The 25,185-nt window shown below is 34.9% G+C and carries 24 protein-coding genes; 12 read left to right on the plus strand and 12 right to left on the minus strand.

The window, feature by feature from the left end; all coding sequences use genetic code 11:
* Positions 1-2: 2 nt before the first annotated feature.
* On the plus strand, positions 3-962 hold the full coding sequence (gene mnmL, locus HUE88_RS12145; protein WP_194369388.1) for a tRNA modification radical SAM protein MnmL/YtqA: 960 nt from the start codon (positions 3-5) through the stop codon (positions 960-962).
* Here mnmL and HUE88_RS12150 read toward each other — a convergent pair.
* From HUE88_RS12150 to ppk2, 8 genes are all read right to left on the minus strand, one after another.
* Positions 959-1,507 (minus strand): DUF2393 family protein, encoded by a 549-nt coding sequence (locus tag HUE88_RS12150; RefSeq protein WP_194369391.1) that lies wholly within the window; start codon positions 1,505-1,507, stop codon positions 959-961. The two genes, mnmL and HUE88_RS12150, sit on opposite strands and share 4 nt — an antisense overlap.
* Complete coding sequence (locus HUE88_RS12155; protein ID WP_229860084.1) at positions 1,504-2,007, minus strand: DUF2393 family protein; 504 nt, start codon at positions 2,005-2,007, stop codon at positions 1,504-1,506. Before HUE88_RS12155 ends, HUE88_RS12150 begins: the two co-directional genes overlap by 4 nt.
* A 12-nt stretch (positions 2,008-2,019) precedes the next feature.
* Positions 2,020-2,700: a bifunctional phosphoribosyl-AMP cyclohydrolase/phosphoribosyl-ATP diphosphatase HisIE gene (hisIE, locus tag HUE88_RS12160; protein ID WP_194369395.1), complete on the minus strand. Its 681-nt coding sequence runs from the start codon at positions 2,698-2,700 to the stop codon at positions 2,020-2,022.
* Between the two features lie 2 nt (positions 2,701-2,702).
* On the minus strand, positions 2,703-3,791 hold the full coding sequence (locus HUE88_RS12165) for a prohibitin family protein (RefSeq protein WP_194372673.1): 1,089 nt from the start codon (positions 3,789-3,791) through the stop codon (positions 2,703-2,705).
* Positions 3,792-3,908: 117 nt separating this feature from the next.
* Positions 3,909-4,829: a branched-chain amino acid transaminase gene (locus HUE88_RS12170; RefSeq protein ID WP_194369397.1), complete on the minus strand. Its 921-nt coding sequence runs from the start codon at positions 4,827-4,829 to the stop codon at positions 3,909-3,911.
* A 205-nt stretch (positions 4,830-5,034) separates the two neighbouring features.
* On the minus strand, positions 5,035-6,411 hold the full coding sequence (locus tag HUE88_RS12175) for a porin (RefSeq protein WP_194369399.1): 1,377 nt from the start codon (positions 6,409-6,411) through the stop codon (positions 5,035-5,037).
* 341 nt (positions 6,412-6,752) lie between these two features.
* Complete coding sequence (pstS, locus tag HUE88_RS12180; protein ID WP_194369401.1) at positions 6,753-7,757, minus strand: phosphate ABC transporter substrate-binding protein PstS; 1,005 nt, start codon at positions 7,755-7,757, stop codon at positions 6,753-6,755.
* Between the two features lie 109 nt (positions 7,758-7,866).
* On the minus strand, positions 7,867-8,763 hold the full coding sequence (gene ppk2, locus HUE88_RS12185) for a polyphosphate kinase 2 (RefSeq protein WP_194369403.1): 897 nt from the start codon (positions 8,761-8,763) through the stop codon (positions 7,867-7,869).
* 131 nt (positions 8,764-8,894) lie between these two features.
* Here ppk2 and pstC point away from each other — a divergent pair, with 131 nt between their 5' ends.
* The 11 genes from pstC (at position 8,895) to HUE88_RS12240 (ending at position 19,555) form a co-directional block, all read left to right on the plus strand.
* On the plus strand, positions 8,895-9,752 hold the full coding sequence (pstC, locus tag HUE88_RS12190; protein ID WP_194369405.1) for a phosphate ABC transporter permease subunit PstC: 858 nt from the start codon (positions 8,895-8,897) through the stop codon (positions 9,750-9,752).
* Positions 9,752-10,594 carry a phosphate ABC transporter permease PstA gene (gene pstA, locus HUE88_RS12195; RefSeq protein ID WP_194369407.1) on the plus strand — a complete coding sequence of 281 codons (843 nt, stop codon included), beginning with the start codon at positions 9,752-9,754 and terminating at the stop codon, positions 10,592-10,594. Before pstC ends, pstA begins: the two co-directional genes overlap by 1 nt.
* Positions 10,594-11,379, plus strand: a complete 786-nt coding sequence (pstB, locus tag HUE88_RS12200; RefSeq protein ID WP_194369409.1) for a phosphate ABC transporter ATP-binding protein PstB — start codon at positions 10,594-10,596, stop codon at positions 11,377-11,379. Before pstA ends, pstB begins: the two co-directional genes overlap by 1 nt.
* A 160-nt stretch (positions 11,380-11,539) precedes the next feature.
* Positions 11,540-12,211, plus strand: a complete 672-nt coding sequence (locus HUE88_RS12205) for a phosphate signaling complex PhoU family protein (protein ID WP_194369411.1) — start codon at positions 11,540-11,542, stop codon at positions 12,209-12,211.
* A gap of 115 nt (positions 12,212-12,326) precedes the next feature.
* A complete protein-coding gene (gene glnA / locus HUE88_RS12210; protein WP_194369413.1) occupies positions 12,327-13,757 on the plus strand; it encodes a type I glutamate--ammonia ligase in 1,431 nt (476 codons plus the stop codon).
* A gap of 73 nt (positions 13,758-13,830) precedes the next feature.
* Positions 13,831-14,784 (plus strand): sensor histidine kinase, encoded by a 954-nt coding sequence (locus tag HUE88_RS12215; RefSeq protein WP_194369415.1) that lies wholly within the window; start codon positions 13,831-13,833, stop codon positions 14,782-14,784.
* Between the two features lie 77 nt (positions 14,785-14,861).
* Positions 14,862-16,520, plus strand: a complete 1,659-nt coding sequence (leuA, locus tag HUE88_RS12220; protein WP_194369417.1) for a 2-isopropylmalate synthase — start codon at positions 14,862-14,864, stop codon at positions 16,518-16,520.
* 55 nt (positions 16,521-16,575) lie between these two features.
* On the plus strand, positions 16,576-17,208 hold the full coding sequence (locus HUE88_RS12225; protein WP_194369419.1) for a response regulator transcription factor: 633 nt from the start codon (positions 16,576-16,578) through the stop codon (positions 17,206-17,208).
* Positions 17,201-18,256, plus strand: coding sequence for a sensor histidine kinase (locus HUE88_RS12230; RefSeq protein ID WP_194369421.1), 1,056 nt, complete (start codon positions 17,201-17,203; stop codon positions 18,254-18,256). Before HUE88_RS12225 ends, HUE88_RS12230 begins: the two co-directional genes overlap by 8 nt.
* Before the next feature lie 44 nt (positions 18,257-18,300).
* On the plus strand, positions 18,301-18,687 hold the full coding sequence (locus HUE88_RS12235; protein WP_194369423.1) for a hypothetical protein: 387 nt from the start codon (positions 18,301-18,303) through the stop codon (positions 18,685-18,687).
* A gap of 55 nt (positions 18,688-18,742) precedes the next feature.
* Positions 18,743-19,555 carry a DUF3187 domain-containing protein gene (locus HUE88_RS12240; protein WP_194369425.1) on the plus strand — a complete coding sequence of 271 codons (813 nt, stop codon included), beginning with the start codon at positions 18,743-18,745 and terminating at the stop codon, positions 19,553-19,555.
* On the opposite strand, the gene HUE88_RS12245 is transcribed toward HUE88_RS12240, so the two are convergent.
* Genes HUE88_RS12245 through HUE88_RS12260 form a run of 4 tightly spaced genes read right to left on the minus strand, consistent with a single transcriptional unit; the run spans position 19,552 to position 25,157 of the window.
* On the minus strand, positions 19,552-21,552 hold the full coding sequence (locus tag HUE88_RS12245; protein ID WP_194369427.1) for a penicillin-binding protein 1A: 2,001 nt from the start codon (positions 21,550-21,552) through the stop codon (positions 19,552-19,554). The genes HUE88_RS12240 and HUE88_RS12245 overlap by 4 nt on opposite strands.
* On the minus strand, positions 21,549-22,238 hold the full coding sequence (locus tag HUE88_RS12250) for an ATP-binding cassette domain-containing protein (protein ID WP_194369429.1): 690 nt from the start codon (positions 22,236-22,238) through the stop codon (positions 21,549-21,551). Before HUE88_RS12250 ends, HUE88_RS12245 begins: the two co-directional genes overlap by 4 nt.
* Positions 22,235-23,329 carry an aminotransferase class I/II-fold pyridoxal phosphate-dependent enzyme gene (locus HUE88_RS12255; protein ID WP_194372675.1) on the minus strand — a complete coding sequence of 365 codons (1,095 nt, stop codon included), beginning with the start codon at positions 23,327-23,329 and terminating at the stop codon, positions 22,235-22,237. The genes HUE88_RS12250 and HUE88_RS12255 overlap by 4 nt, the downstream gene beginning before the upstream one ends.
* Positions 23,330-23,342: 13 nt before the next feature.
* Complete coding sequence (locus tag HUE88_RS12260; RefSeq protein WP_229860085.1) at positions 23,343-25,157, minus strand: diguanylate cyclase; 1,815 nt, start codon at positions 25,155-25,157, stop codon at positions 23,343-23,345.
* Positions 25,158-25,185: the final 28 nt, after the last annotated feature.

Here is a 25,185-nt window from a genome sequence, read left to right on the forward strand (position 1 = left end):
TTATGAATCAGATTTATACCTTTGGCAACTACTTAAAATCTAAGTTTAATAGCAGAATCTACAAAGTTGGTATTAACATCTCTGGCTTCACATGTCCGAATATAGATGGAACAGTTGCCAAGGGTGGCTGTACTTTTTGTGAAAACGATTCCTTTAGTGCAAGCAGTGGTGAAACACAGGAGCTAAAAGGTTTTTATCTAAATCTAGCTTCAAAAGATAACCCAAACCTTCAAAAACAGCTTGAACAACTTGAATATCAGTATAACGCAATCAGCAAAAAACAAGCAAACGAATATGGTGCCGAAAAATTTCTCGTATATTTTCAATCTTTTACAAATACATATGCCCCTTTTGAAACACTAAAAACACTTTACGACAAAGCCCTCTCGTTTGAAAATGTAGTAGGACTAAGTATTGGTACTCGCTCTGACAGTATTACAGAAGAAACACTTGATTATCTCGTAGAGCTAAACAAAGATAAAGAGATATGGATTGAGTTTGGAATTCAATCTGTATATGACGAAACATTAGAGAAGATAAATCGTGGTCATAGTAGCAATAATGTTAAAGAGTGGATTTTAAAATCAAAACAAAAGGGTCTAAATGTTTGTGGACATCTTATCTTTGGATTGCCTGATGAAACTAAAGAGATGATGCTTGAGACCTCAAAAGCTGCTTATGAATGGGGTATAGATTCTGTTAAATACCACCCGCTGTACGTGGTTAAAAAAACTGCTTTAGCAAATGATTTTATTAAGGGGAAATTTACTCCAATTAGTGAAGATGATTATCTTGATGTTTTAGTTAAATCAATTAAAATGAAACCTGAACATGTGTCAGTACAAAGAGTAACAGCTGGCATTAATGACAACTCTCTACTTTCACCAGATTGGTGCAGAGACAAAAATACTCAAATTAAAAATATAAATAGAGCGCTTAAGCCTTTAAATCTTAAATATTAGTGCGCATAAATTTTTGTAAACTGTGACGTACTTCTAAAGTATGGTGGATAATCTAAATATACTCTAAACTCTCTAGCTTCACCAGCCTTTAAATTTTTAGCAACTATAAATTCTTCTTTCACTTGCTGAGGCTTGTATAATACACCTGCCCCTCCTGAGAAAAAATCAAAAAAACCACTAGGGCTGAAAAATGAACCTGCCTTTACATTTCCTGTTACATGACCTTTATTGACAAGCTTTATTTCAAAAATCACTTCACCAACTTCATGCTTACCCTCATTTTTAACTATGCCACTATACATAATTTTTTCGCTACTCAGCATTCTTTTGTTGTCCAACCTGTATAGTTTTACAATTTTTGTATACTTGTCAACTGCCACAACTGAAAATCCGGCTAAAAGTACTGAAATAAGAGATGCGGATATAATCATAGGGAATCTTAACTTTGATTGATCCTGTTTAAATGCAGCATACACACCACTCAAAAATATCAAAAATATCAAAGATAAAACAATAAAATGCCAATAGTTAAACAGAGTAATCATCTGCAGGTTGCCTCCACCGAAATATTGTAATCATTTGAATAAGTAAAAGGCTCCAATATAATTTTCAATTCTCTCTCTTCACCTTTTAAAATATCATACTCTAAAATCGACATTTTCATCAATGGCTTAAATGTAAATATATAATCCTTTATGGAATTGCCACTTACTTTATATGCGCTAGCGCTTATTTTACAATTTACAAAATCAAAATTTGAGTTATTTTTAACTGTTGCATAAACAACTACTGCTTGAGAAAAGGTTAATTTTTTTTGGCTAATAAATGAAGTGACATTGCTGAACAAATATTCGTGCATTTTAGAATAACCCAAAGTTGACCCAACTAGAAGTATAAAAAAAGCTAAAGAAATTAAAACAATTGCTTTAGTAGCTTTCTTTCTTAAAATCAAACCTAATATGAAAAGAAGTATAAAAAGTGCAAAAATCACACTAAATAGAATGTAATCATATATGATTAATTCATCTATAAAAGTGTTTATCATGCTATTCATAGTCTATTTATTTCTCGAGTTTTTTTCAAATATACCACTCATGTTAAATCTTCTAGCGAGTTCTTGTTTTATTCTATCTGGAGATATATTTTTAGCAGCTAGTGCGACTAACATATGGTAAGTTAAATCTGCTGCTTCATATATCATCTCTTTCTCATCATTATCTTTATATGCAAAACTAAACTCACCAGCTTCTTCTACAACCTTTTTCAAAATCGTATTTTCACCTTTGCTCAAAAGTTTTGCAGTCCATGACGATTCAGGGTCTGCGTTTTTACGCTCCTGGATTGTATGATAAAGTGTGTCTATTACTCCGTAAAGAGCTTCACTGCTCACTACAACTTCAGAGTTTGCTTCACCTGATTCAAGTTCAGTAAAAAAACAAGAACGACGACCAGTATGACAAGCCACTCCCTCTTGAGTCACTTTTATAAGAAGAGTGTCACTGTCGCAGTCAATATTAAAAGAGTGTATCTTTTGAATATGTCCACTGCTCTCGCCTTTTTTCCAAATACGCTGTTTTGAACGGGAGAAGTAGTGTGCTATTTTTGTTGTGAGGGAGAGTTCTAAGGCTTCTTTGTTCATATAAGCCATCATTAGAACTTCGTTATTTTGTATGTCCTGAACTATTACTGGCAGAAGATCACTCTTTTGCCAGTCAACTCTATTTACTATCTCCTGCATATCTACTGAGCCGTAGTTCTCTGCTTGGCATCTTTCATATCAACCCAAATATTCGGTGTTGAACCGCCAGGTGTCAAGAATATTTTAGCATCTCTGTTCTCTCTAAGAGCATCGTTAAACTGACCTTGAACCTTCATCTGCTCTAGTTGTAACAACTGAGTAGTTAATGATTTTGAAATAAGAATATTTGCTTTAGCTTTTGCATCTGCTTCAATTGTAACAGCATCCGCAATACCTTGTGCTTCAATTCTAGCTTTTTGAGCCATACCTTCTGCTTCTGCTGCACGCTTAAAAGCTTCTTGCTTTGCACGTTGAACATCCTGCTCTGCTTTTTGAACCTCTTGCTTTGCAACTTGAACACGCTCAATCTGCTCTTTTACCTTGCTAGGTAGTCCTATCTCACGAAGTTGCACAGACTGAAGGTCAGCAGGTGAATTTTTAAGACCTGTTACACTATCTCTAACAGCCTTATCAATCTCTTGAGCTATTTGATTTCTAAGTTGTGGAAGTGATTCTGCATCATATTTACCGACAACATTACGAACAACATCTCTTACAACAGGATTAATAATTTTGTCTTCCCAAGAAAATCCCCAGTTAGAGATTGTTTGAGCTGCAAACTGTGAGTTAAGTCTGTACTGTACTGTAAGTTCAATAGAGACCGGAAGACCACGTTTATCAAGAACTGTAATCGCAGGCTTAACGTTAATACCAGCTGCATTTCCACCGCTTGCTTCTATCTGCGAAGCATAGTTGATAATACGAACTTTTGTATCTACAATGTAAACTTTTTGAATTACTGGGACAATAAAGTGTAATCCAGGAAGAAGTGCTTGATCTTGGTATTTACCGTTTGTACTTAAAATTCCGCGCTCACCCTCTTGAATAATTGTAAAAGGTTTTGCCAAAACAAGTAAAATAACTACCGCTATTATAAAATAGATTATTCCAGATTTAGCACCCATATTAAAATCAAGCTTTGGCATTTGAGGACCACCGCCCCCTCCTCCGCTATTTCCGCTACTAGGCTTTTTAAAACCGCCTTCTTCGCTCTTTTTTTTGTTGAAATAGTCATTCATATCTGATGCCATATATATATTCTCTTCTTTCATGTAAATTTTCCTTATAAAATTCTGCTTCTAAAGAAGCAAGCTTTAGTCGCCACAGCGGCGCAAGCGAAGTAAAGGAAAATAATTCCCTTTACCGACTTAATCAATATATGTTAAATAATGCTCGTATTTTTCATTACGACCAAAAACAATATCAAAGTACGAACTTTGTATTTCTTCTGTGTATACACCACGAGAACCGCAACCAATCTCTCTTGCGTCTATCATTCGAACCGGGGTAATCTCAGCAGCAGTTCCTGTTAAAAATGCCTCATCTGCAATATATACTTCTTCTCTTGTAATACGTCGGCGTTCTACTTTTAAACCCATATTTTCTGCCATCTCTATAACGGTTTTTTGAGTTATTGATTCAAGTGAATTATCATTTGGTGGAGTTATAAGTACACCATTTTTGACCATGAAAAAGCTAGCTCCGCTTGCTTCTGCAACATAACCTTGATCATCAAGCAGAAGTGCCTCATCATACCCGCAGTCAACAGCTTCGTATTTTGCCATTTGTGAGTTTAAGTAGTTTGCTGTTGCTTTTGCTTTACCCATGTTTGAGGTATTTGCAGGTCTTGTCATAGAAGCAATCTTAAGCTTAATACCTTTTCTCATACCCTCTTCACCGAGATAAGCGCCCCACTCCCAAGCAGACATAACAGTCTCAACTGGTGCATTTTTATGATAAACACCCATAACACCGTAACCCAAAAATGCGAAAGGACGAATATATACATTGTCTCCTGTAAACTCGTTTTTTCTTACTAACTCTATTTGAGCTTGGTTCATCTCCTCAACAGAGTAAGGGATATCAATAAGAGTCATTTTAGCAGACTCTTTAAGTCTTTTAGTGTGGTCATTCAAACGAAAAATAGCGTACCCTTTTTCAGTCTTGTAAGCTTTAGTCCCTTCTATTACGCCATTTCCATAATGCAAGGTGTGCGACAGTACATGTACTTTAGCATCTTCCCAAGCTACAAACTCACCGTTCATCCAAATATATTTGGCTGCATCCATTATTTCTCTCCAATAATTATTACATTTAAATTATTGACATTCTATCTAAAATGCTGTTTATATTGAGTTAATTGCTATTTTTGTATTGCTGTTTATATTGAATAATAAATTTAATAAACTAAAGTTTTTGGAGTTTAAATTCTGCATGTAGAAAATTTATAGAGCCAAAAGAGGCTCTAAGAGGAGAGTAAAATTACTGTGTGGTTTAGAAAAAGAATTGAGTAGTTATTTTCATTTTCTCAACATCTTTGTCTCCTGTACTTGCACCGTACTCATCTTTTTGGTACATAAAACCAGCTTTTATTGAGTTACCTTTTAAGTACCAGTTAACACCGGCCATTTTTGATGTAAATTTATAATCTTCACCGGCAGCAGAATCTTCAAATTTATCCCAGCTCTCATATCTCACAAATGGAGCTATATATCCCAACTCTGGCATAACATACTCACTAAGTACATACCAACCAGATGATTTTCCAGTTTCAATATCATCATTATTTTCATCAGAACCCCAAGTTTTAACAACATCATCAAATTTGAAGTACTCGCCTTGAATCATAAAGTTTTTATAGTGAGCAGACATCTCAAGGTTGATAAGTTTATTATTTAAGTCAACCGTTCTAGTGTTCTCATCAGAACCATCAGAAAGTCTTTTTATACCTGTTGCCTTAATGCTAGGAACAGCCCAGTATGCAGCACCAAAAGAGAAGTGTTTACCTACACCAAAGTATGTTTCTGTTTTTGAAGTCTCTTCCCAGCCGTCAAATGGAGATAATAGAATTTTACCACCGTAGAAAAAGCTTTGTTCAGTTATCTCTGATGTTTTTTTACCTTTTGCATCTAACAAAGAGGTTTCTTCTGTTGCATCACCAAAAGCCAATTGGTAGTGAACTTTTTTATTTAAATCTCCATAAACCTGTGCATTTGTACCACGGCGATTGTGTGAGATAAATTGTGCCGCAGCATCTGCAACTGCAGGGCGGTCATAAGCGATTGTGCGAGCCGATTTTATAGTTTCAGTACGTGAAACATCGATTTTTGCGCGGAAAAGTTTAAAGTTTACCAAAGACGAACCGAAAGGTTTTTTGATTTGAACATATGCATCACCAACGTTAAATTCATTCTCACCACTTTGTTGGTAATTTGCTTTATCGTTTCTAACGTCCATTACAAAAGAAGTCCATTTGTTAAAACCAGCTGCAACCTCAAAACGAACACGACGAAGGTATGCATCATTTATACTTGTGTCAGTTTTTGAAACATCATTATAATCAGTCTCTACATTTTCAAAAGTACCCTGAATACGAACACCAGCTTTTAGCCACATGTCAGAATTATCATCTGCTACAAACTTCATATTGATATGTGTTTGTTTACCATAAAGAAAATCAGGAGATTTTTCATCTACAATAGTTATTTTGCTAACATTTGATTTACTCTCATTAGTCATTTCAAAAGCTTTACGACCCTCAGCAGGTGTAGTAAACAGTTGACCTTTGTCATCTACATAAAATTGTGCAGCACTTAAGCTAACTGAACCAATTGCTAAAACCGCCATTGTTGAAAGAACTATTTTTTTCATTATTTGTATTTCCCTTGTTTTTTGTTGATAGAATTATAAAATAGTTTGGTTACATAATGATTACAGCTATGATACTATAATAAGGTAGTTTTAGAGTAGTGTTTATGAATACATATAAAGGAGGATTCTTGCAATCAGTAGTTACAAGAATCATAGGAGAATACATGTGGTTCTTATAATCAGTAGTTATAAGAACCTTAGGAGAAGAAAATGAAATTTAACTATTGAACCCTCTGAATAATTAGCTATTAGACTCTGGATCAAGTCCAGAGTGACGGAACTATCGTCATTCCAAGCTTGACTTGGAATCTAGTTTATGAATTAATCAGAGGTCTCTATTATTATTTGATATTAGAAGCCCAATACTCCCTAATCATATTTTTTGTATCTTCAGGAAGAGGAATATAACCTAACTTTTTAGCAGATTCGTCACCATTTTTAAAAGCATAGTCATAAAACTCTATTGTTTTTTTATTCATCTCAGATTTCTCAGTCGCTAGTAAAATAAATGTTGCTGCAACAATAGGGTAAGAAGTATCGCCTGGTTGTAGAGCTAACATCGCATAGAAGTTATCCTCTTTTGTCCAACTTGCATATTTTGCAGCAGCTTTAAAGTTATCTTCATTTGCTACAACCCACTTACCACTCGCAGTTTTAAGCACGGCAGCTGATAGCTTATTGCTCTCTTTATACGCATTTTCAATATAACCGATAGAGTAAGGAGTTTGCTTAATTAAGTTTGCAACGCCCTCGTTACCTTTTCCGCCGATACCAACAGCCCAGTCAATTGCTTTACCAGTTCCATAAGTATCTTTCCAGTTTTTAGAACTTCCACTTAGGTAATAAGTAAAGTTAAAAGTAGTTCCTGAACCGTCCGAACGGTGAACAACAGTAATTTTTTGGTTTGGCAGCTTAAGAGCTGTATTGCTAGCAGCGATTGCGGAATCATTCCACATAGTGATTTTCCCCGCAAAAATATCTGCAACAACTTCATTGCTTAACTTTAATGTCTCATCTGCAATACCATCAATATTAAATGCTATAACAATAGAACCGATAACTGCCGGAAACTGTAAAAGTTTTGCCTCTGAGAGTTTTTTAGAGTTTAACGGTTTATCAGACGCACCAAAATCTACAATTCTTTTTGTAATTTGCTTGATTCCGCCACCTGAGCCAATTGACTGGTAGTTTACACTATTTTTTGTATCTTTTTTATAGTTGAAAGCCCAATCATAATAAAGAGGAGCTGGAAAAGATGCACCTGCACCATTGATTTTATCTGAAGCGAATGACGTACTTACGGAAGCAGCTGCAACAAGTGCAACTAAAGCTAATTTTTTAAACATTTTCGTACCTTTTGTTTTATTAAGATACGAAATTATAAATGCGAAAGGTTACATGTAGATTACCAAATTGAATAGTTTAAACTATTTTTGTAACCTACATGTAATAAACTTACTTTTTAAGTGAAAACTTAAACTCTTTTTCCATTGCAATAGCTTCATCTCGACCATAAATTATAATCTCTTTATCTACTGCAATATTTTTTGCTTTTATTTTATCCGGATAATCGACAAAGTTCAGAATATGTTTTATGCAGTTAATTCTAGCTTTTTTCTTGTCATCACTTTTTACAATCGTCCATGGTGCTATTTCTGTATGGGTAGCACTCAGCATCATGAATTTAGCCAAAGAATACTCATCCCATAATTTTTGAGACTCCATATCAACAGGTGAAAGCTTATATTGCTTCAGAGGGTCTGTCTCTCTAGCTTTAAATCTTTTTGCCTGTTCATCTTTGGATACAGAGAAATAGAATTTAAATATTTTAATATCTTCATCAACTATCATATCTTCAAATTCAGGTGCATCTTTTAAAAATTTATGATGTTCTCTCTCCGTACAAAACCCCATAACAGGCTCAACCATCGAGCGGTTATACCAACTTCTGTCAAAAAGGACTATCTCCCCGGCAGATGGCAGATGTTGCACATATCTTTGAAAGTACCACTGAGAGCGCTCTCTATCACTCGGCTTCTCAAGTGCAACCACTCTCGCACCCCTTGGGTTTAGATGCTCAGTGATTCTTTTTATAGTGCCACCTTTGCCCGCTGCATCACGACCCTCAAAAACCATCAAAACCTTAAGCCCTGTGTCTTTTACGTGATTTTGAAATTTCAAAAGTTCAACTTGTAAAGTAGCCAACTCCTCTTCGTAGGCTATCGTCTCCTCTTTTTTCCAGATCCGAACTTTTCCGTCTTTGCTTTTTCTTCTATCTTTATCCTCTTTCCTTCTATCTTCGCCCTTTTCTCTTCTCTCTTGCTCTTTTTTATCTATTTTTTTCTCTTTCATAATCTCTCCTTTTAGCATTCAACAAAAGTATACTACTAAAATTCTTATCAATATCTTCAGCTGTATCTCAGTAACCAATTTGTAATCAAATCTACATAAAATTGCAAACTTTATAAAAGAGGAGCTGATTAATGAGTATTATCATTGATAAATTATTTGCAAATTTAAGTAAATTTATCGCAATTACAATATTACTGTTGGTTGCTTGGATTTTTACAGTTTTACTACAAAACTCTATGGCTTCAATCCAAGCATTTGGTTTTGACTTTATAACAGAGTCTAAATGGGCACCAAATTTAGGGAAGTTTGGTGCACTTCCTGCAATATACGGGTCTGTTGTTTCAACTTTTCTGGCAATGATTTTGGCAGTGCCATTGGCTATAGGCGTTGCAATATTCTTAAGCGAACTAGCACCTGCTCGTCTTAAATCACCGGTTGGTGTTTCGATAGAACTTTTAGCAGCTATCCCATCTGTTATCTACGGTATGTGGGGTCTGTTTTACTTTGTCCCTATTGTACGTGATGTCTTTGGCGGAATTGGTATCAGTATGCTTACAGCCGGAATTGTACTATCCATAATGATACTTCCATTTATGGCAGCAGTTACAAGAGATGCAATGAATACAACCCCTGATATTTTAAAAGAGTCAGCGTATGCACTTGGTGGAACAAAATGGGATGTTATAAAAGATATAATTATCCCTTACGCTAAAGCTGGAATAATCGGCTCGTTTATTTTGGCTCTTGGGCGTGCCATTGGTGAGACTATGGCTGTTACTTTTGTAATGGGTAATGTTCATAAAATATCTATGGATTTAACAGCACCTGCCACATCTATTCCAGTAACACTTGCAAACGAATTCACAGAAGCAGATACTGAACTTTACTACTCATCACTCTTTGAGCTTTCACTAATGCTACTAGTAATAAGTTTCACGATTATATCTATTGCGAAATTTTACTTTTTACGTAGAAAAAGGATTGCATAATGACTCATACTCAAAAAAGAATTCTTACAAATAACATTGTTATGGTTCTTTCCACTATGTCTGCAGTTATTGGGATAGGTTTTTTATTTTGGATTTTAGGTGTGTTAGTCTTAAATGGTGTTGATGCACTGAGCTGGAGTATCTTCTCTCATGAGGGAGCACCTCCAGGCTATGAAGAGAGTGGACTCAAACATGCACTTATTGGTCAACTTATGATTGTTAGTGTTGCAACATTTATTGGTGTTCCTCTTGGGATATTGGCTGGGACATACCTGAGTGAGTATGGCCAAAAATCAAAACTAGCAGAGACTATTCGTGACATATCTGACATTATGATGTCAGCACCTAGTATTGTAATAGGTGCTTTTGTTTATGCTGTAGTTGTAGTTCCCATGGGGCACTTTAGTGGTTGGGCCGGTTCAGTTGCGCTTACTATCATAATGCTTCCTATAATTTTAAGAACTACTGATGACATGTTGCAGCTTGTTCCATCCACACTCAGAGAAGCTGCTTTTGCTTTAGGCGCTCCAAAATACAAAGTAATTATTCAAGTTGTTTATCGCGGGGCAAAAGCTGGAATATTAACAGGTGTTTTACTTGGTGTTGCAAGGGTTGCAGGTGAGACAGCTCCTCTTTTGTTCACATCATTTAATGATAATTTTTTAAATACAGATATGAGTGAGCCAATGGCATCACTTACTGTTACTATGTATAACTATGCAACCAGCCCTTATGAAGATTGGCAAAAACTCGGGTGGGCTGCAGCATTTATTTTATCTATGTTCATTTTATCTCTAAATATAATTGGACGACTATTTTTATTAAAGAAAAAAGGGAAATAATGGCAACTATTGTTGATATAACTAAAGAAAAAGCGCTTGAGGTCAATAACTTTGAGTTTACTTATGCGGGAGTAGATGAGCCGAGTATAAAGACGCTCTCTATGCCCGTTGCAAAAAATAGCATTACCGCTCTTATTGGACCTTCAGGATGTGGTAAAACAACACTTCTTAGAAGTTTTAACCGAATGCACGATTTGTATCCAGGCAATAAATACAGTGGGGAAATTTTGTTTAAGAATAAAAATATTCTAACGAAAAATGAGGATTTGATTAACCTGAGAATTCAGATAGGGATGATTTTTCAAAAACCTACAGCTTTTCCTATGAGCATATTTGATAATGTTGCTTATGGAATGAGACTACAAGGTATAAAAAATAAAACGGAATTAAAAGACAGGGTTGAAAAAGCACTTAAAGATGCAGCAATTTTCAAAGAGGTCAAGGATAGACTAAAACACGACGCCAACGGACTCTCAGGAGGACAACAGCAAAGGCTTTGCATTGCTCGTGCTATTGCGGTTGAACCGGAAGTTTTACTCTTTGATGAACCTACCTCTGCCCTTGATCCTATCTCCACTGCCGGGATTGAAGAGTTAATAGTTGAGCTAAAACAGAGAGTTTCTATTATTATAGTTACGCACAACATGCAACAAGCTGCAAGAGTAAGTGACTATACAGGTTTTATGTATATGGGCGAGCTTATAGAGTTGGGTCTCACAGAAGAACTTTTCGTAACACCAAAAGAGAAACTTACAGAAGAGTACATAACCGGCAAATTCGGTTGATAAAAATTGCACTAGTGCAATGGGCCTCCTGCCGAAGGAAACTAAGTGTTAACGTAAGTAGCGGAATTACTTCCGATACTGTAACAAATAAATGAGAGGTTTCCTTTCATTTTACTAGGTACCCCTCGAGGGTGTGAAATAAAATTAAAGGAATTTATACATGTCAACAAAATACAATAATAAAATAGATGAAATCAGAGGTCTAATAGCCACTCTTTTAGAGAGCATTGTCTCAGCAAGCCAAATATCATTAAATTCTTTTATCCCAATCAGTCAAGATGGCTATAAGTTAGCCCTAGAAAAGCTAAATAATATTGAACTGCAGGGTGATACAATTGATAACGAGATTATAAAAACTTTTGCCCTGTTTGGTCCAGAAGCTGTAGAGCTACGCTCATTAGTTGCTTATTTAAAAATGACAAACGAAATAGTTCGCATTGGAGAGGGCACAAGAAAATATGCACGCAGAATGAGAGAACACTCTCAAAGCGATTGTAATCTAGAGCCTCTAAGTGCAACAATCTCACAACTTCACAAAAGTACAATCAAAGCATTAGAGTATATTTTAGAGTGCTTTAAAGATCTTGATACATGTAATATTGAAGATTATTATAGAAAAATAATGGTTGAAGAGAGTAAAAATGATGATATTTTTTCAATATTGGAAAAAGAGATAATGACAATAATCATAGAAGAAAAAGAGCTATCCCAAGAATATGTGAAAGTTTTAGGAACACTTAGAAAATTAGAGCGCTCATGTGACAGAAGTGTTAATATTGCCAACTTAATGATGTATGCAAAAAAAGGTGGAGAACTTAGTCTTTATAGATAATATAATAACTTTATGAAACAAATTAAGATATTGATTAAAATTTAATCAGCTATCCTTATTTTTATTAAATGTTATTAAGATATACTGCTAGGAATATAAATTCAGGAGATAATTAATGGGAAAATTTGTTAATAATACAGAAGAGTTTTTTGCTTTTTGTGAAGAGAATGATGTTCAGTTCGTAGATTTTAGATTTACAGACATTAAAGGTGCATGGCACCATGTTACATATAGAATGAGTGCTGTAAGTGCTGGACAACTTGAAGGTGGGTTACCATTTGATGGCTCATCGATTGATGCATGGCAACCAATCAATAAATCAGATATGCTTCTAAAGCCTGATGTTGGTTCTGCATTTTTAGACCCATTTACTGCTGATCCAACTATAATTGTTTTTTGTGATGTTTATGATATTTACAAGCACCAAGCTTATGAGAGATGTCCTCGTTCAATCGCTAAAGCGGCACTTGTACATGCTGAGTCTTTAGGTATTGCTGATGCTGCTTACTTTGGTCCTGAAAATGAGTTTTTTATGTTTGACAGTGTGACTTTTGTTGATAATATCAATGAAGCTGGTTATAAAGTAGATAGTGAAGAGGGTGGATGGAATTCAAACAATCCATACCCAGAAAATTACAATACAGGTCACAGACCAGGGACTAAGGGTGGTTACTTCCCAGTAGCTCCTACTGATAGTGCTGTTGACATTCGTGCTGAAATGATGCAAGTTTTAGAGCAAGTTGGTCTTGAAGTTATTTTAGGTCACCACGAAGTTGCTCAAGCTCAACATGAGATAGGTATTGTTTTCTCTGACATCATCGGTGCTGCTGATAATGTTCAAAAGTACAAATACGTTGTAAAAATGGTAGCTCACCTTAATGGCAAAACTGCTACGTTTATGCCTAAACCAATGTTTGGCGATAACGGTAACGGTATGCACGTTCATCAATCATTATGGAAAGATGGTAAAAACCTTTTCTATAAAGAGGGAAATTATGCAAATATTTCTGAAATGGGTCTTAACTATGTTGGTGGTATCTTTAAACATGCTCGTTCAGTTGCAGCGTTTACTAACCCAACTACAAACTCATACAAAAGACTATTACCTGGCTTTGAAGCACCAAGCGTATTGACTTACTCTTCTCAAAACCGTTCTGCATCTTGTCGTATCCCTTATGGCGCTGGAGAAATGGCAACTCGTGTAGAGATGAGATTCCCAGATTCAACTGCTTGTCCTTATTTGGCTTTCGCTGTTATGATGATGGCTGGACTTGATGGTATCCAAAACAAAGAGATTCCAATCGGTCCAATGGATGAAGATTTATATGAGCTTTCTCTTGATGAGATTCGTGAAAAAGGGATTCCTCAAATGCCTCACACACTTCGTGGTTCATTAGAGGCTCTTGTTCGTGACAATGAATTCTTAAAACCTGTGTTTACAGATGAGTTCTTAGATGCTTACAGACACTACAGATTTGAGAGAGATGTATGGCCTGATGAAGGTCGTCCAACTGCTTACGAGTTTAAAACAACTTACCAGTGTTAATCTAAAGCGGGGCATTGCCTCGCTTGTCTCTTTTTCTTTTTTCCTTTTTAAAATTCAGTTATAATCACATATTATGAAATCAAACCCTTTTATAAAACCATCAGTTGAAATAAAACGTCGTAAGAATCCGCAAGGTGAATACTCACACCTAAAAACTGCTGAGCTGCTTGACGCAGTTAGAGAGAGTGCTAACTCTACTTATCGTGCAGACTTAGATATACTCCTAGATATTTTTTTAAAACGATATGATGAACGTCAGCAAGAGTTAGATAATTTAAATAGTGATTTGGAAGCTCGCATTAAAACAGAAGTTAACATCGGTAAGGCAAACCAAAAACGCTTTGAACAACAAGCAAAAATGGCAGCTATGGGTGAGATGATGGATGCTGTAGCTCATCAATGGAAACAACCACTAAATGCACTCTCTATGATGTCTGATATGCTGAGAGATGACTTTGAAAGAGGACTTGTTGATAAAGCTTATATTGAAGAGATGACAAATGATACACAGATTCAAATAGAACATATGGTTACAACTCTTAAGGAGTTTAGAAACTTTTTTAGACCAAGAGAGGAAAAAGAGAGCTTTGGAATAAAGCGATGTGTGCAATCTGTAATGCTTCTTGTTAATGATGAATTTTTAATAAACAATATAAATATACATGTAGATAACAATAAAGAGATAATTATACATGGAATTGAAAATGAGTTTAAGCACTTAGTTTTAAATATAATTAACAACGCAAAAGATGCTTTTAATGAGCGGAATATTAAACAAAGAGATATATTTATATCTTTTTATAAAGAAGATAATTTTATACATGTAGATATTCAAGACAGTGCAGGAGGAATTCCTACAAATGTAATAAATGATATATTTAAACCAGAGGTAACTACCAAAAAGAGTGGTAAGGGCACAGGAATAGGTCTTTATATGAGTACACAAATTGCGGAAAAACTTGCTGGTTCACTATCGGTAAAAAACCTAGAAAAAGGTGCTTGTTTTACACTCAAAATTCCTTTGTAACTTCAAATTCGATATAATTTCAAAATAACAACAATATGTAAGAGTGTGTTATTAAAATTCAAGTTAAAGGTTCAATAATGAATCAAATTCAAGCGGGCAAATACCGCCCATATCCGCAAGTAGATTTGCCAAATAGAAAATGGCCGACTAAAACTATAACAAAAGCTCCCGTATGGTGCAGTGTAGACTTACGTGATGGTAATCAAGCACTAAAAAACCCTATGAACATGACTAAAAAACTTGAACTTTTTGCACTCTTACTTAAACTCGGTTTCAAAGAAATAGAGGTTGGTTTTCCATCTGCTTCTGCTGTAGAATTTGACTTTTTGAGAAAATTAGTTGATGATAAGCTAATTCCTGATGATGTTAAAATTCAGGTTTTAGTTCAAGCTAGAGAGCATTTAATTGCTAAAACTTTTGAGTCCTTAAAAGGTGTTAAAAAAGCAACTGTTCATCTTTATAATTCAACTTCTGTAGCGCAGAGAAAAATAGTTTTTGATAAAAGTAAAGAAGAAATTATTGCTCTAGCGCTAGAGGGTGTTGACTTGGTTAAGAAGTATGAGAAAAACCATGATGGGCAAATATTTTTAGAGTATTCACCTGAGAGTTTTACAGGTACTGAACTTGAATTTGCTGCAGAGATTTCAAATGCTGTTACTGCTCGCTGGGGAATAAGTGATACAAGAAAAGTTATCATCAACTTACCTGCTACAGTTGAGATGGCGACTCCAAATGTATATGCTGACCAAATTGAGTGGATGGCAAATCATTTAGATAATCGTGAAAATGTAATTATCTCAACTCATACTCATAACGATAGAGGAACTTCTATAGCTGCCACAGAACTAGCACTTTTAGCTGGTGCTGATAGAGTTGAAGGAACACTTTTAAGTAATGGCGAGAGAACAGGTAATGTCGACATGATAACACTTGCTCTTAATATGTTAACTCAAGGTGTTGATCCGCAGCTAAATTTCTCAGATATCAATGAAGTATTAGATGTCGTAGAGAGATGCACAGAGATGGTTACACATGCTCGCCATCCTTATGTGGGAGAACTAGTTTATACTGCTTTTTCAGGCTCTCATCAAGATGCGATAAATAAAGGTTTCGCTCACAGAAAAACAGCTGATGATAACTTTTGGGAAGTGCCATACCTTCCAATTGACCCAGAGGACGTGGGAAGAACATATGAGTCAATTATCCGTATAAACTCACAATCTGGAAAAGGCGGTGTTGCTTATATCCTAGAAAATGACTTTGGCTATCAGCTTCCAAAAGCTATGCATCCAGAAATCGGAAAACTAGTTCAGGCTGTAAGTGATGAAAAAGGTGAAGAGCTTAGTTCAGATGAAATTTTGTCAATTTTCAAAGAGAACTACTTTGAGATTAAAGAGCATATATCTTTGGTAGATTTTACTTTGACATCCACAAAAGGAAAATCTACATGTACTCTTACTTACACTTATTGTGGTGAAGAGATTACAGTAAACGGCGAAGGGAACGGACCTGTTGATGCGTGTAAAGACGCCCTTATGAAGAACTATAAAAACAGTTTTACAATTCACTCATATTCTGAGCACTCTTGCGGGGATAAAAGCTCTGCAAAAGCAATTGCATATATAGAGATACAAACAGACACAACTCTCTCTTGTTTTGGTGTTGGTGTCGATAATGACATTACAGTAGCTTCAGTTATGGCACTATTTTGTGCAATTAACAGGGCGTATAATTAATATATAAAATATTTAACATCAGAATATAATTATATTTAATCAGATATAATTATATATGGATAAAAAAATATTACTTTTAGAAGATGATACTCTTTTAGGTGAGACTCTGCTAGAACTCCTAAGTGGTGCCGGTTATTCTGTAGTATTAGTCACCTCTGGGGATGCAGCCATAGATGAGAGCTATGATAGTAGTTATGACCTTTATATATTTGATATAAACGTGCCTGACATCAATGGTCTTGAGCTTTTGAAGTCGCTCAGGGGTGCGGAGGATAAAACTCCTACTATATTTATAAGTGCTCTAGTTGATATGAGTTCTATCTCCAAAGCTTTTGAAGTTGGTGGGGATGATTATATAAAAAAGCCATTTTTCCCAGAGGAACTACTTATAAGAGTGAATGCAAAGCTCTCATCTAAAACTTCAAATATAATCTACAATAACTTAGAGTATGATTCTCAAACAAAAACACTTAGAAAAGATGGACATGTAATAGCTCTTGGTGAAGTTCAGGAGAAGCTGTTTGATCTTTTTATAAATAATATTAATAATGTTCTAGACAAAGATTTACTGATGGAGTGTTTAGAAAGGCCATCACCAACTGCACTAAGAGTAGCGCTTACAAAACTAAAACAGACGACAGGACTAAATATAAAAAACCTCCGTTCAATAGGATATATCCTTGAGTAGAGTAGAACTCGAATCATTTTTAAAGGGTTTTGTCCTCTTTTTCAGCTCTTTAGGAGTTTTAATAGCTATACTTTTTTATATTAACTATACAAAAGAGATTCAAACTCTTGATGAGAAAATATTTTCTCAGATGAGAGTTTGCAGCTTCAATTTGAAATGTGAACAGTTTAAAATAGACTTTATACCACTGCATGAGCAAAGCTTCTATACACTATATAAAGATGATAGCGGATTAAGCAGTTATTATCCAATACCAAACTCTAAAAAATATGTAATGTATTTTAATTTCAATGCACAAAATTACAAAACAGAACTTAATAAACTACAAGATAGTGCGTTGTGGAATTTTTTCACAATATTGGGCATCATTTTTATTTTATCAATTCTATTTTCTATTTACGCTTTGCATCCGCTTAGAAGTGCTTTGCTTCTGACTCAAGAGTTTATAAAAGATATTCTCCATGATTTTAACACCCCACTTGCTTCACTTAGACTTAACAGTTCGATGCTTAAACATGAGCTAGGAGATAATAAAAAAATAGACAGGATTGAACAGAGTGTTCAAAATATACTAAATCTGCAACAGCATCTCCGTTCATATTTAAATAACCATTTATTAGAAAAAGAGGTGTTTGAGTTAAGAAGCACTATAAAAACTCATATAGATATGTTAGAAAAAAACTACCCTGATATAAAATTTGAGGTTGATATACAAGATTTAAATATCTCTACATGTAAGGATGCATTCATAAGAATAATAGATAATATTTTAACAAATGCAGCTAAGTACAATAAACAAAACGGCTCTGTTAAAATATACTACGACCATAAAACCAATAATTTGCATATTACAGATACAGGAAAGGGGATAAAAAATCCAAAACGTATGTTTGATAGATTTTATAAAGAGCAAGAGAGAGGGATAGGGATAGGTCTTCATATAGTCAAAAAACTATGTGATGAGTTGGGAATAAAAATCAACGTTAACAGTGCGCCAAACGAAGGTACAGAGTTTACTCTAAATGTTTCTAAACTAACACTCGACTAACACTCATGTGCAATAATTACAACATCAAAACAAAAGGATTAACAATGAAAACTTTATCAATAAGTGCAACTTTACTGTTGCTAGGAACTTTAACATTAGGTCTCTCGGCTACGGTTGATGAGCAAATTAGAGCAATTGAAGCGGCAACTACTACACAAGATAGAGTGAGACTTGTAAATGAGTTTAAAACAACTCTGTCAACTATGAGTGAACAAGAGAGAGCGGTGGCTATTGATCAGTTTAGATCTACCATGCAAGCCGATGCAGAGCAGGTTCAAACAAGAACGCAGACTAGGGAAAGAAATCGTCTTAACCAAATGGATGAGACTCAGGTAATGCAACAGAACCAAATAAGAAATCAGAATCAAGTTGGATCACAATATATGCAACAAAATAGTGGTGGTTCTAGCAAATTTATGAATAAAAGATAGGTCTAAAAATAACTAGGAATGTATCGTCATTGTGGCGATACAGGAGGATGCGTACATGTACAAAAAAATAACAACTCTTTTAGCGATAACCTCGCTTAGCTTATATGCTTACAGCGATAAAGATATGGATGGCGTTGATGACACATTGGATAAATGTCCTAACACACACTTCAGTGAATTAGTGGATATGAATGGTTGTACAATTGAAAATTTAGAGGGTGAACACCACTTTGACATAATATATGGTCTTAATTTTACCAAAGCTGATTACACAACCACTGAGAAGACAGATACTACCACGCAGGACTTGCAGTTAGATTACTACTATAGAAACTTTTCCCTTCAACTTATTAGTTCTTACTACGACTACAATAATAAAACATATAATGAGAGTGGTATGAATGATTTATTTATAGGTGCCTACTACAAACTGTCTCCTACGGATGAATTAACTCTACGGTTTGGTGTAGGAGTAGCTATGCCAACGTATGATTCGCTACTAAATAATAATAATTCCGACTACACAGCATCTATGAATATTGGATACAAACTAGAGAGCATAAATTTATTTGCAGGCTACAGCCACACAATGGTAAATGATGATGATGTAGTTGGAGTTGTTTCATATCAAGACACCAACTCATTTACTGTAGGTGCCGGTTTTTATCCGCTAAAAAATCTATATGTAAGTGGCTCATATAATGATAGTGACAGCATATATAAAGATGTAGAGACTATAAAAAGCCTTTCCCTTTATGCTTTTTACAATATAGATGCAAATTGGTTTACGAGTTTTAGTTACTCTTATGGACTAAGCGACAGTGCCAGCGATAGCTCTACATCTTTTCGCATAGGCTACTACTTTTAAAACAGCAACACCTCTTCTGCTTTAACCTCCGTCTCTGCGCGAGGCGGTTTTGAGATATCACTGAAATACTCTTTTTTGCCGTTAATATCTACCTCCATAACCCCATCTGGCACTTCAAACTTTCTTTGAATTTGCGGATAGAGCTTCAAAACATTCTGATAAAACATTGAAAATGCTGGTCCGGCTATTTTACCGCCTGTCTCTTTTATATGCATAGGTGTGTTGTCGTCGTTTCCAAACCATACCACTGTTTCAATTGTTGGTGAATAGCCTGCGAACCATCCATCCATGTTGTTATTTGTAGTTCCTGTTTTTCCTGCAAGCTCTATTCCGCTTGCTCTTGCTCTTCTTCCTGTCCCTTTTTTTATGACATCCCTTAAGATAGTTGTCATTATATAGGCCTGTGTAGGCTCCGTAATAAAGCGCGTTTGCTCTTGTTTCTCATAAATCGTAGTTGATTTTTTATCTATATAGCGTATAAGATGAGGCTCAACTTGAACACCGGCATTAGCAAAAGATGTATAATATTTTGCCAGCTCAAGAGGTGAGAGAGAGATAGTTCCAAGCGAGATAGACAAATCAGGAGGAAGGTTTTTTATACCAAATTTTTTAAACTCTCTTAAAAGTTCTCTAAGACCTATATCGTTTACAAGATTGATAGTAGCAAGATTTCTTGAGTGAACAAGAGCTTCTCTAAGACTTACAAGACCTTTATAGTTCTCTTCATAATTTTGAGGTTGCCACTTTAACTCTTCGCCATTTTTTTCATACGTATATGTTCTGGCAATATCAACAAGTTCTGTTGCTCCTGAATAGCCTAAATCAATAGCAACCTGATATATAAATGGCTTAAATGCAGAGCCAGGCTGACGGCGACCTTGCGTTGCACGATTATAAGGAGAAGTTTTATAATCTACACTTCCTACAAGAGCCAATATATCACCCGTTTTAGAGTCAAGTGAGACCAGTGCTCCGTTTAACTGAGTTGTATTTACGTCAGGGGCAATTTCATAATTTGAATTATTGGCGAGTTTTTTTTCCTCATAAGTCTTGTATTTCTCTATCCTTTTTAGCGACATATCATAGGCACTTTTAAGAGACTCAATTGCTACCTCTTGAAGTCGTATATCTATTGTGGTATAAATCTCATAGCCACCTGTTTTTAAATCATTTATCCCTAGATTTTCCACCCGTCTTGCCACCTCATCCACTATAAAAGGCGCACGGTTTTGTGTCAATGTGTCGTCAAAAACTTCAGGGTTCTCTTCAAGTGAACTATTGTAAGTTTCATCATCAATCCACCCAAGTACATGCATTCTTGTTATTACACGATTTGCTCTTCCCATGGAAATTTCATAATTTTTTGTAGGGGCATAAGCGCTTGGTGCCTTTGGTAAACCAACCAATATTGCCATCTCTTTTAATGTTAATTCATCTAGTTTTTTATGAAAATAACCGTCTGCTGCTGTCTTTATACCATAATATCCATGACCGAAATATATCTCATTTAAGTAACACTCCAAAATTTTCTCTTTGCTTAGATTCAGCTCGAGCTTAAGAGAGTATATAAGTTCTTTTACTTTTCTAGATAGCTTTTTTTCTCTTGTTAAAAGTTTGTTTTTTACCAGCTGCTGGGTTATTGTACTTGCCCCTTCAACCATTTTTCCTGCTTTTACATCTTTTATTATTGCCCTAAAAATTGCATCCAGATTTACACCTGAATGTTCAAAAAACGTTGTGTCTTCTATTGCAACAAGAGCTTCAATTACTCTAGGAGGAATCTCTTCAAACGAAGCATAATATCTATGCTCTTTATCAAAAATATTCGCTATCTTGTCTCCATTTTTGTCATAAATCCTTGTTGTGATATCAGGCTTATAGTTTACAATTGATGATATATCATAATCTTGACCGACTAAGAAATACCCCAAAATAATAAAAGGGGTTAAAAAGCCAAGCAGCATAAGTGTGAAAATTATATTTTTAAACAGTTTCATATTCTAAAATTCCTATTGGCAAAATTTGCCTCTATCAATGTTTTTGTATATTGTGCAGTTGGATTTTTCAAAATACTCTGCATATCTCCAATCTCTACAACTTTTCCATTTTTTATTACACATATATCCTCACATAAACTTTGTGCGGAGTTCATGTCGTGCGTCACAAAGAGTATCTTGAAGCCGAACTCTTTTTGCAGTTTTTTCAATAACTCTAAAATCATAACCCTTGTTTTTGGGTCAAGTGCAGTTGTTGGCTCATCAAGCAGTAGCAACTCAGGTTCAGACTCCAGTGCCATAGCAATTATTACACGCTGAAGCTGTCCGCCTGAGAGTTCAGGAGGGAACCTGTGTAAAAGTTCTACGTCCAATCCAACTTGGGCAAATAGTTTTTCTGCTTTTTCAAGAGATGTAAAAAACTGTTTATGTATCTTTGTAAGTGGGGAGAGTGCCGTAAACGGGTTTTGAGGTACAAAAGCCAAACTCTCACCTGCTTTTAATTCAAAGTCACCCTCAAACTTTAGTTCAACTTCCATACTGCTAGGCAACATGCCCAAAAGTGCTTTGAGCGTTAAACTTTTCCCGCTTCCGCTTTGCCCAACAAGAGCCAAAGAGGATGATATGTTAAAAGATATATCAACTAATGTTTTATCATCTAGGGTTATATGCAGCTTTGAGATATTCATTTTTTTATTTTAGCTAAATTTATACATAACTCTCTTAACTGCTCGCAACTGTTGCCCAGTCTTGCAATGACTCTTATTATAGCTTTGTCTACCGTTGGCTGTCTTATACCTCCTACAGCGAATCCTTTACGCTTTAGTTCATCACGTATCTCTATAACCTTTTTGTTATCATCAATAACAATTGGGACAATAAGAGCCTCTGTTTTTATACCAAGTTCTTCAAATATTATTTCTTTTCTTTGCTCTATTTCACCTTTTAAAAACTCTGTATTTTTCAACATGTAGATTAAAGCGTTGTGCGCTAAAAGTGTGTCATAAAGAGATAAAGAAGTTGCATATATGATTGGTTTTGCGCGATTTATTAAATACTCTACTATATGCTCTGATGCCAAGATAAATGCACCGAAACTTCCATATGCTTTTCCAAGTGTCCCCATCTTTATATAGTTAGGTTTTATATCTACCCCATAATAATCAAAAGCACCCATTAACTTACTGCCGATAACTCCGCTGCTATGTGCTTCATCAACTATAAGGAGTGCATCATATCTATCTGCAATCTCAAAAACATCTTTATGTACTATGTCGCCGTCCATTGAGTATATACCCTCAACTGCAATTATTTTTCTTTTTGCTGGTGAATCTTTTAGCAAAGCTGCTAGCTCATCCATATTGTTGTGTGTAAAAAACTCTACATGTAGATTGTTTAGATTTGATGCCAACACTCCAGAAGCATGATACTTCTCATCCATAAACAGAGTGTCTCCCCTTCTAACTAATGACTCAATCAGAGCTATATTTGCATTGAATCCACTGCCTAAAATAACTGCATCTTCAAAGCCGTTAGCTTCACACAAAGCAGACTCAAAATCTTTATGAATTTGATGATACCCATTTACTAAAAGTGACGCTTTGGAACTGTGAAGCGGAAGTTTTGAGAGGGCTTTACATGTAGCATTGTGCAGCTCTTTATTATGGGCTAAACCAAGGTAGTCATTTGATGCAAAATCTAAAATAGAATTATCTACCACTTCTCTACTTCTATATCTGCCTGATTTTTTAAGCGCCTTTAGTTCATTATCGTAATACATTATATTATTTTCATCAACAGACAACAACCTTGTCTCTCCCTGCCTCTTTTGCTTTGTATAGTGCATCATCTACTCTTTTATATAAAAATTCTGCATCTTCTCCATCTACATATTGGGTGACTCCAAAACTCATAGTAATCGGGAGGATTTTATTACTGTTTTTTACCTCTATTCTCAGTTTTTCTGCAATCACCTCTGCATTTTTTTTGTTTGTATACGGCAGAATAATCATAAACTCCTCACCGCCTATTCTGCAAAAAATATCCACATCTCTAATTAAAGAGGATATTAATTTTGAATACTCTATAAGCACATTGTCTCCCACTATATGTCCATGGACATCATTTACTTTTTTAAAAAAATCAACATCACACATTATAATAGATAATTGATCTCCATATCTTTTTGACTTGGAAATCTCTTCGCTTAGTCGTTGGTTGAAATATCTGCGGTTTTTAATCCCTGTCAACGGATCCGTAACTGTTAAATATTCCAACTCAATTCTATATCTTTCTTGTTCTGTAATATCTGCAAGTACTACACTGTAATGATTTTCCTCAACCGAAATAAGCGATACAGCTACTGAGAAGTAGTACTCTTTCTCATGGTATTTAATTTTTACCTTATTATGCCTAGTCGAATTTTGTTCCAAATAATCAACCCAATGCTGACCGTCCATGCTTTTTTGTACACATCCATCTTCTATGACAAAAAAATCACATATACAAGCATACTCTCTTTTAAACTCTTTGAGAGATTTATAGCCATCAAAATATTTAAAAAACACTCTGTTGACATCAATTGTTGTGTTTTTGTCATTTATAACAACAATATTAGTAGATGAATCTATAATGTTTTTATAATATTTTTTTTCTCTTCTATTTGCATAAAAAAGATAACTGCTCACAATTATTGCAATACTCATAATGATTATAATTGTAAAAGTAAACCACTTAAACATTAAAAAATCCAAATCCAGGTTTGAAACACTCTCTCTGTTTTTAAACATAATATAATAGCCGAGAGACTCCATATTTAGTGTTTTTAACTCATGTGAGACCACCAAATAGTCATCTTCTACTTTGTATGAGTTGTTAAAGTAGTTTTGTACACCTTTTTTCTCTAAATATTTTAATATCTCTGAGGGTGCATCAAAATTTGCAACATAATATTCACTATTGATAAATGTTGCTGTAAATGGGTATTTTAATTTTTCACTATACCCTTTTTTCAAAACAACAACTGAGTCTGTATCAAACTTCTTTAGCTGCTTTGAAATAGAGTTGAAATGTGATATCACCTCTATTATTCCAATAAAAACATCATCTTTAAAAAGTGGGATTACTGCTTTTATACTAAGGTCATAAAGCCCTGCGCTACAACCATATGACGGTTTTTTTGATTTTGAAACACTCACCAAATCTGGTCTCATGCTAGCAATATTCTCATGCTTTATATTGCTCCAGCTTTTATAGATTGAGTTTAAATCCTTGTCAATAATATGCACCCATATGTTTTTATATTGTGTATATTCTCTATAATCAGAAATTAGTTTTTTATAATAATCTTCTTCTATATTTTTGTTAAAAATATCTTGAACTAATTTTTCATCATTTGCCAAACTCATAGCCATGGCCAGAGTAGCTTTTTGCTTGGATAAAATCATTGCCGCTACTTCTTCTTGCATCTCATTGGCTAATAATTTATATTTACTATTTTGCAGATTACTCTTTTTTTCTTCGAGAGACGCATTGTATGCAAATGTAATAAGTATTAAAAGTATAAAACCAACAAACTGATATAAATATAACTGATAACGTTTCAACATAAATGTCCTTTTATAAGTACTATCTTAT

It is taken from the genome of Candidatus Sulfurimonas baltica, from assembly GCF_015265455.1.
Taxonomy (GTDB): Bacteria; Campylobacterota; Campylobacteria; order Campylobacterales; family Sulfurimonadaceae; genus Sulfurimonas; species Sulfurimonas baltica.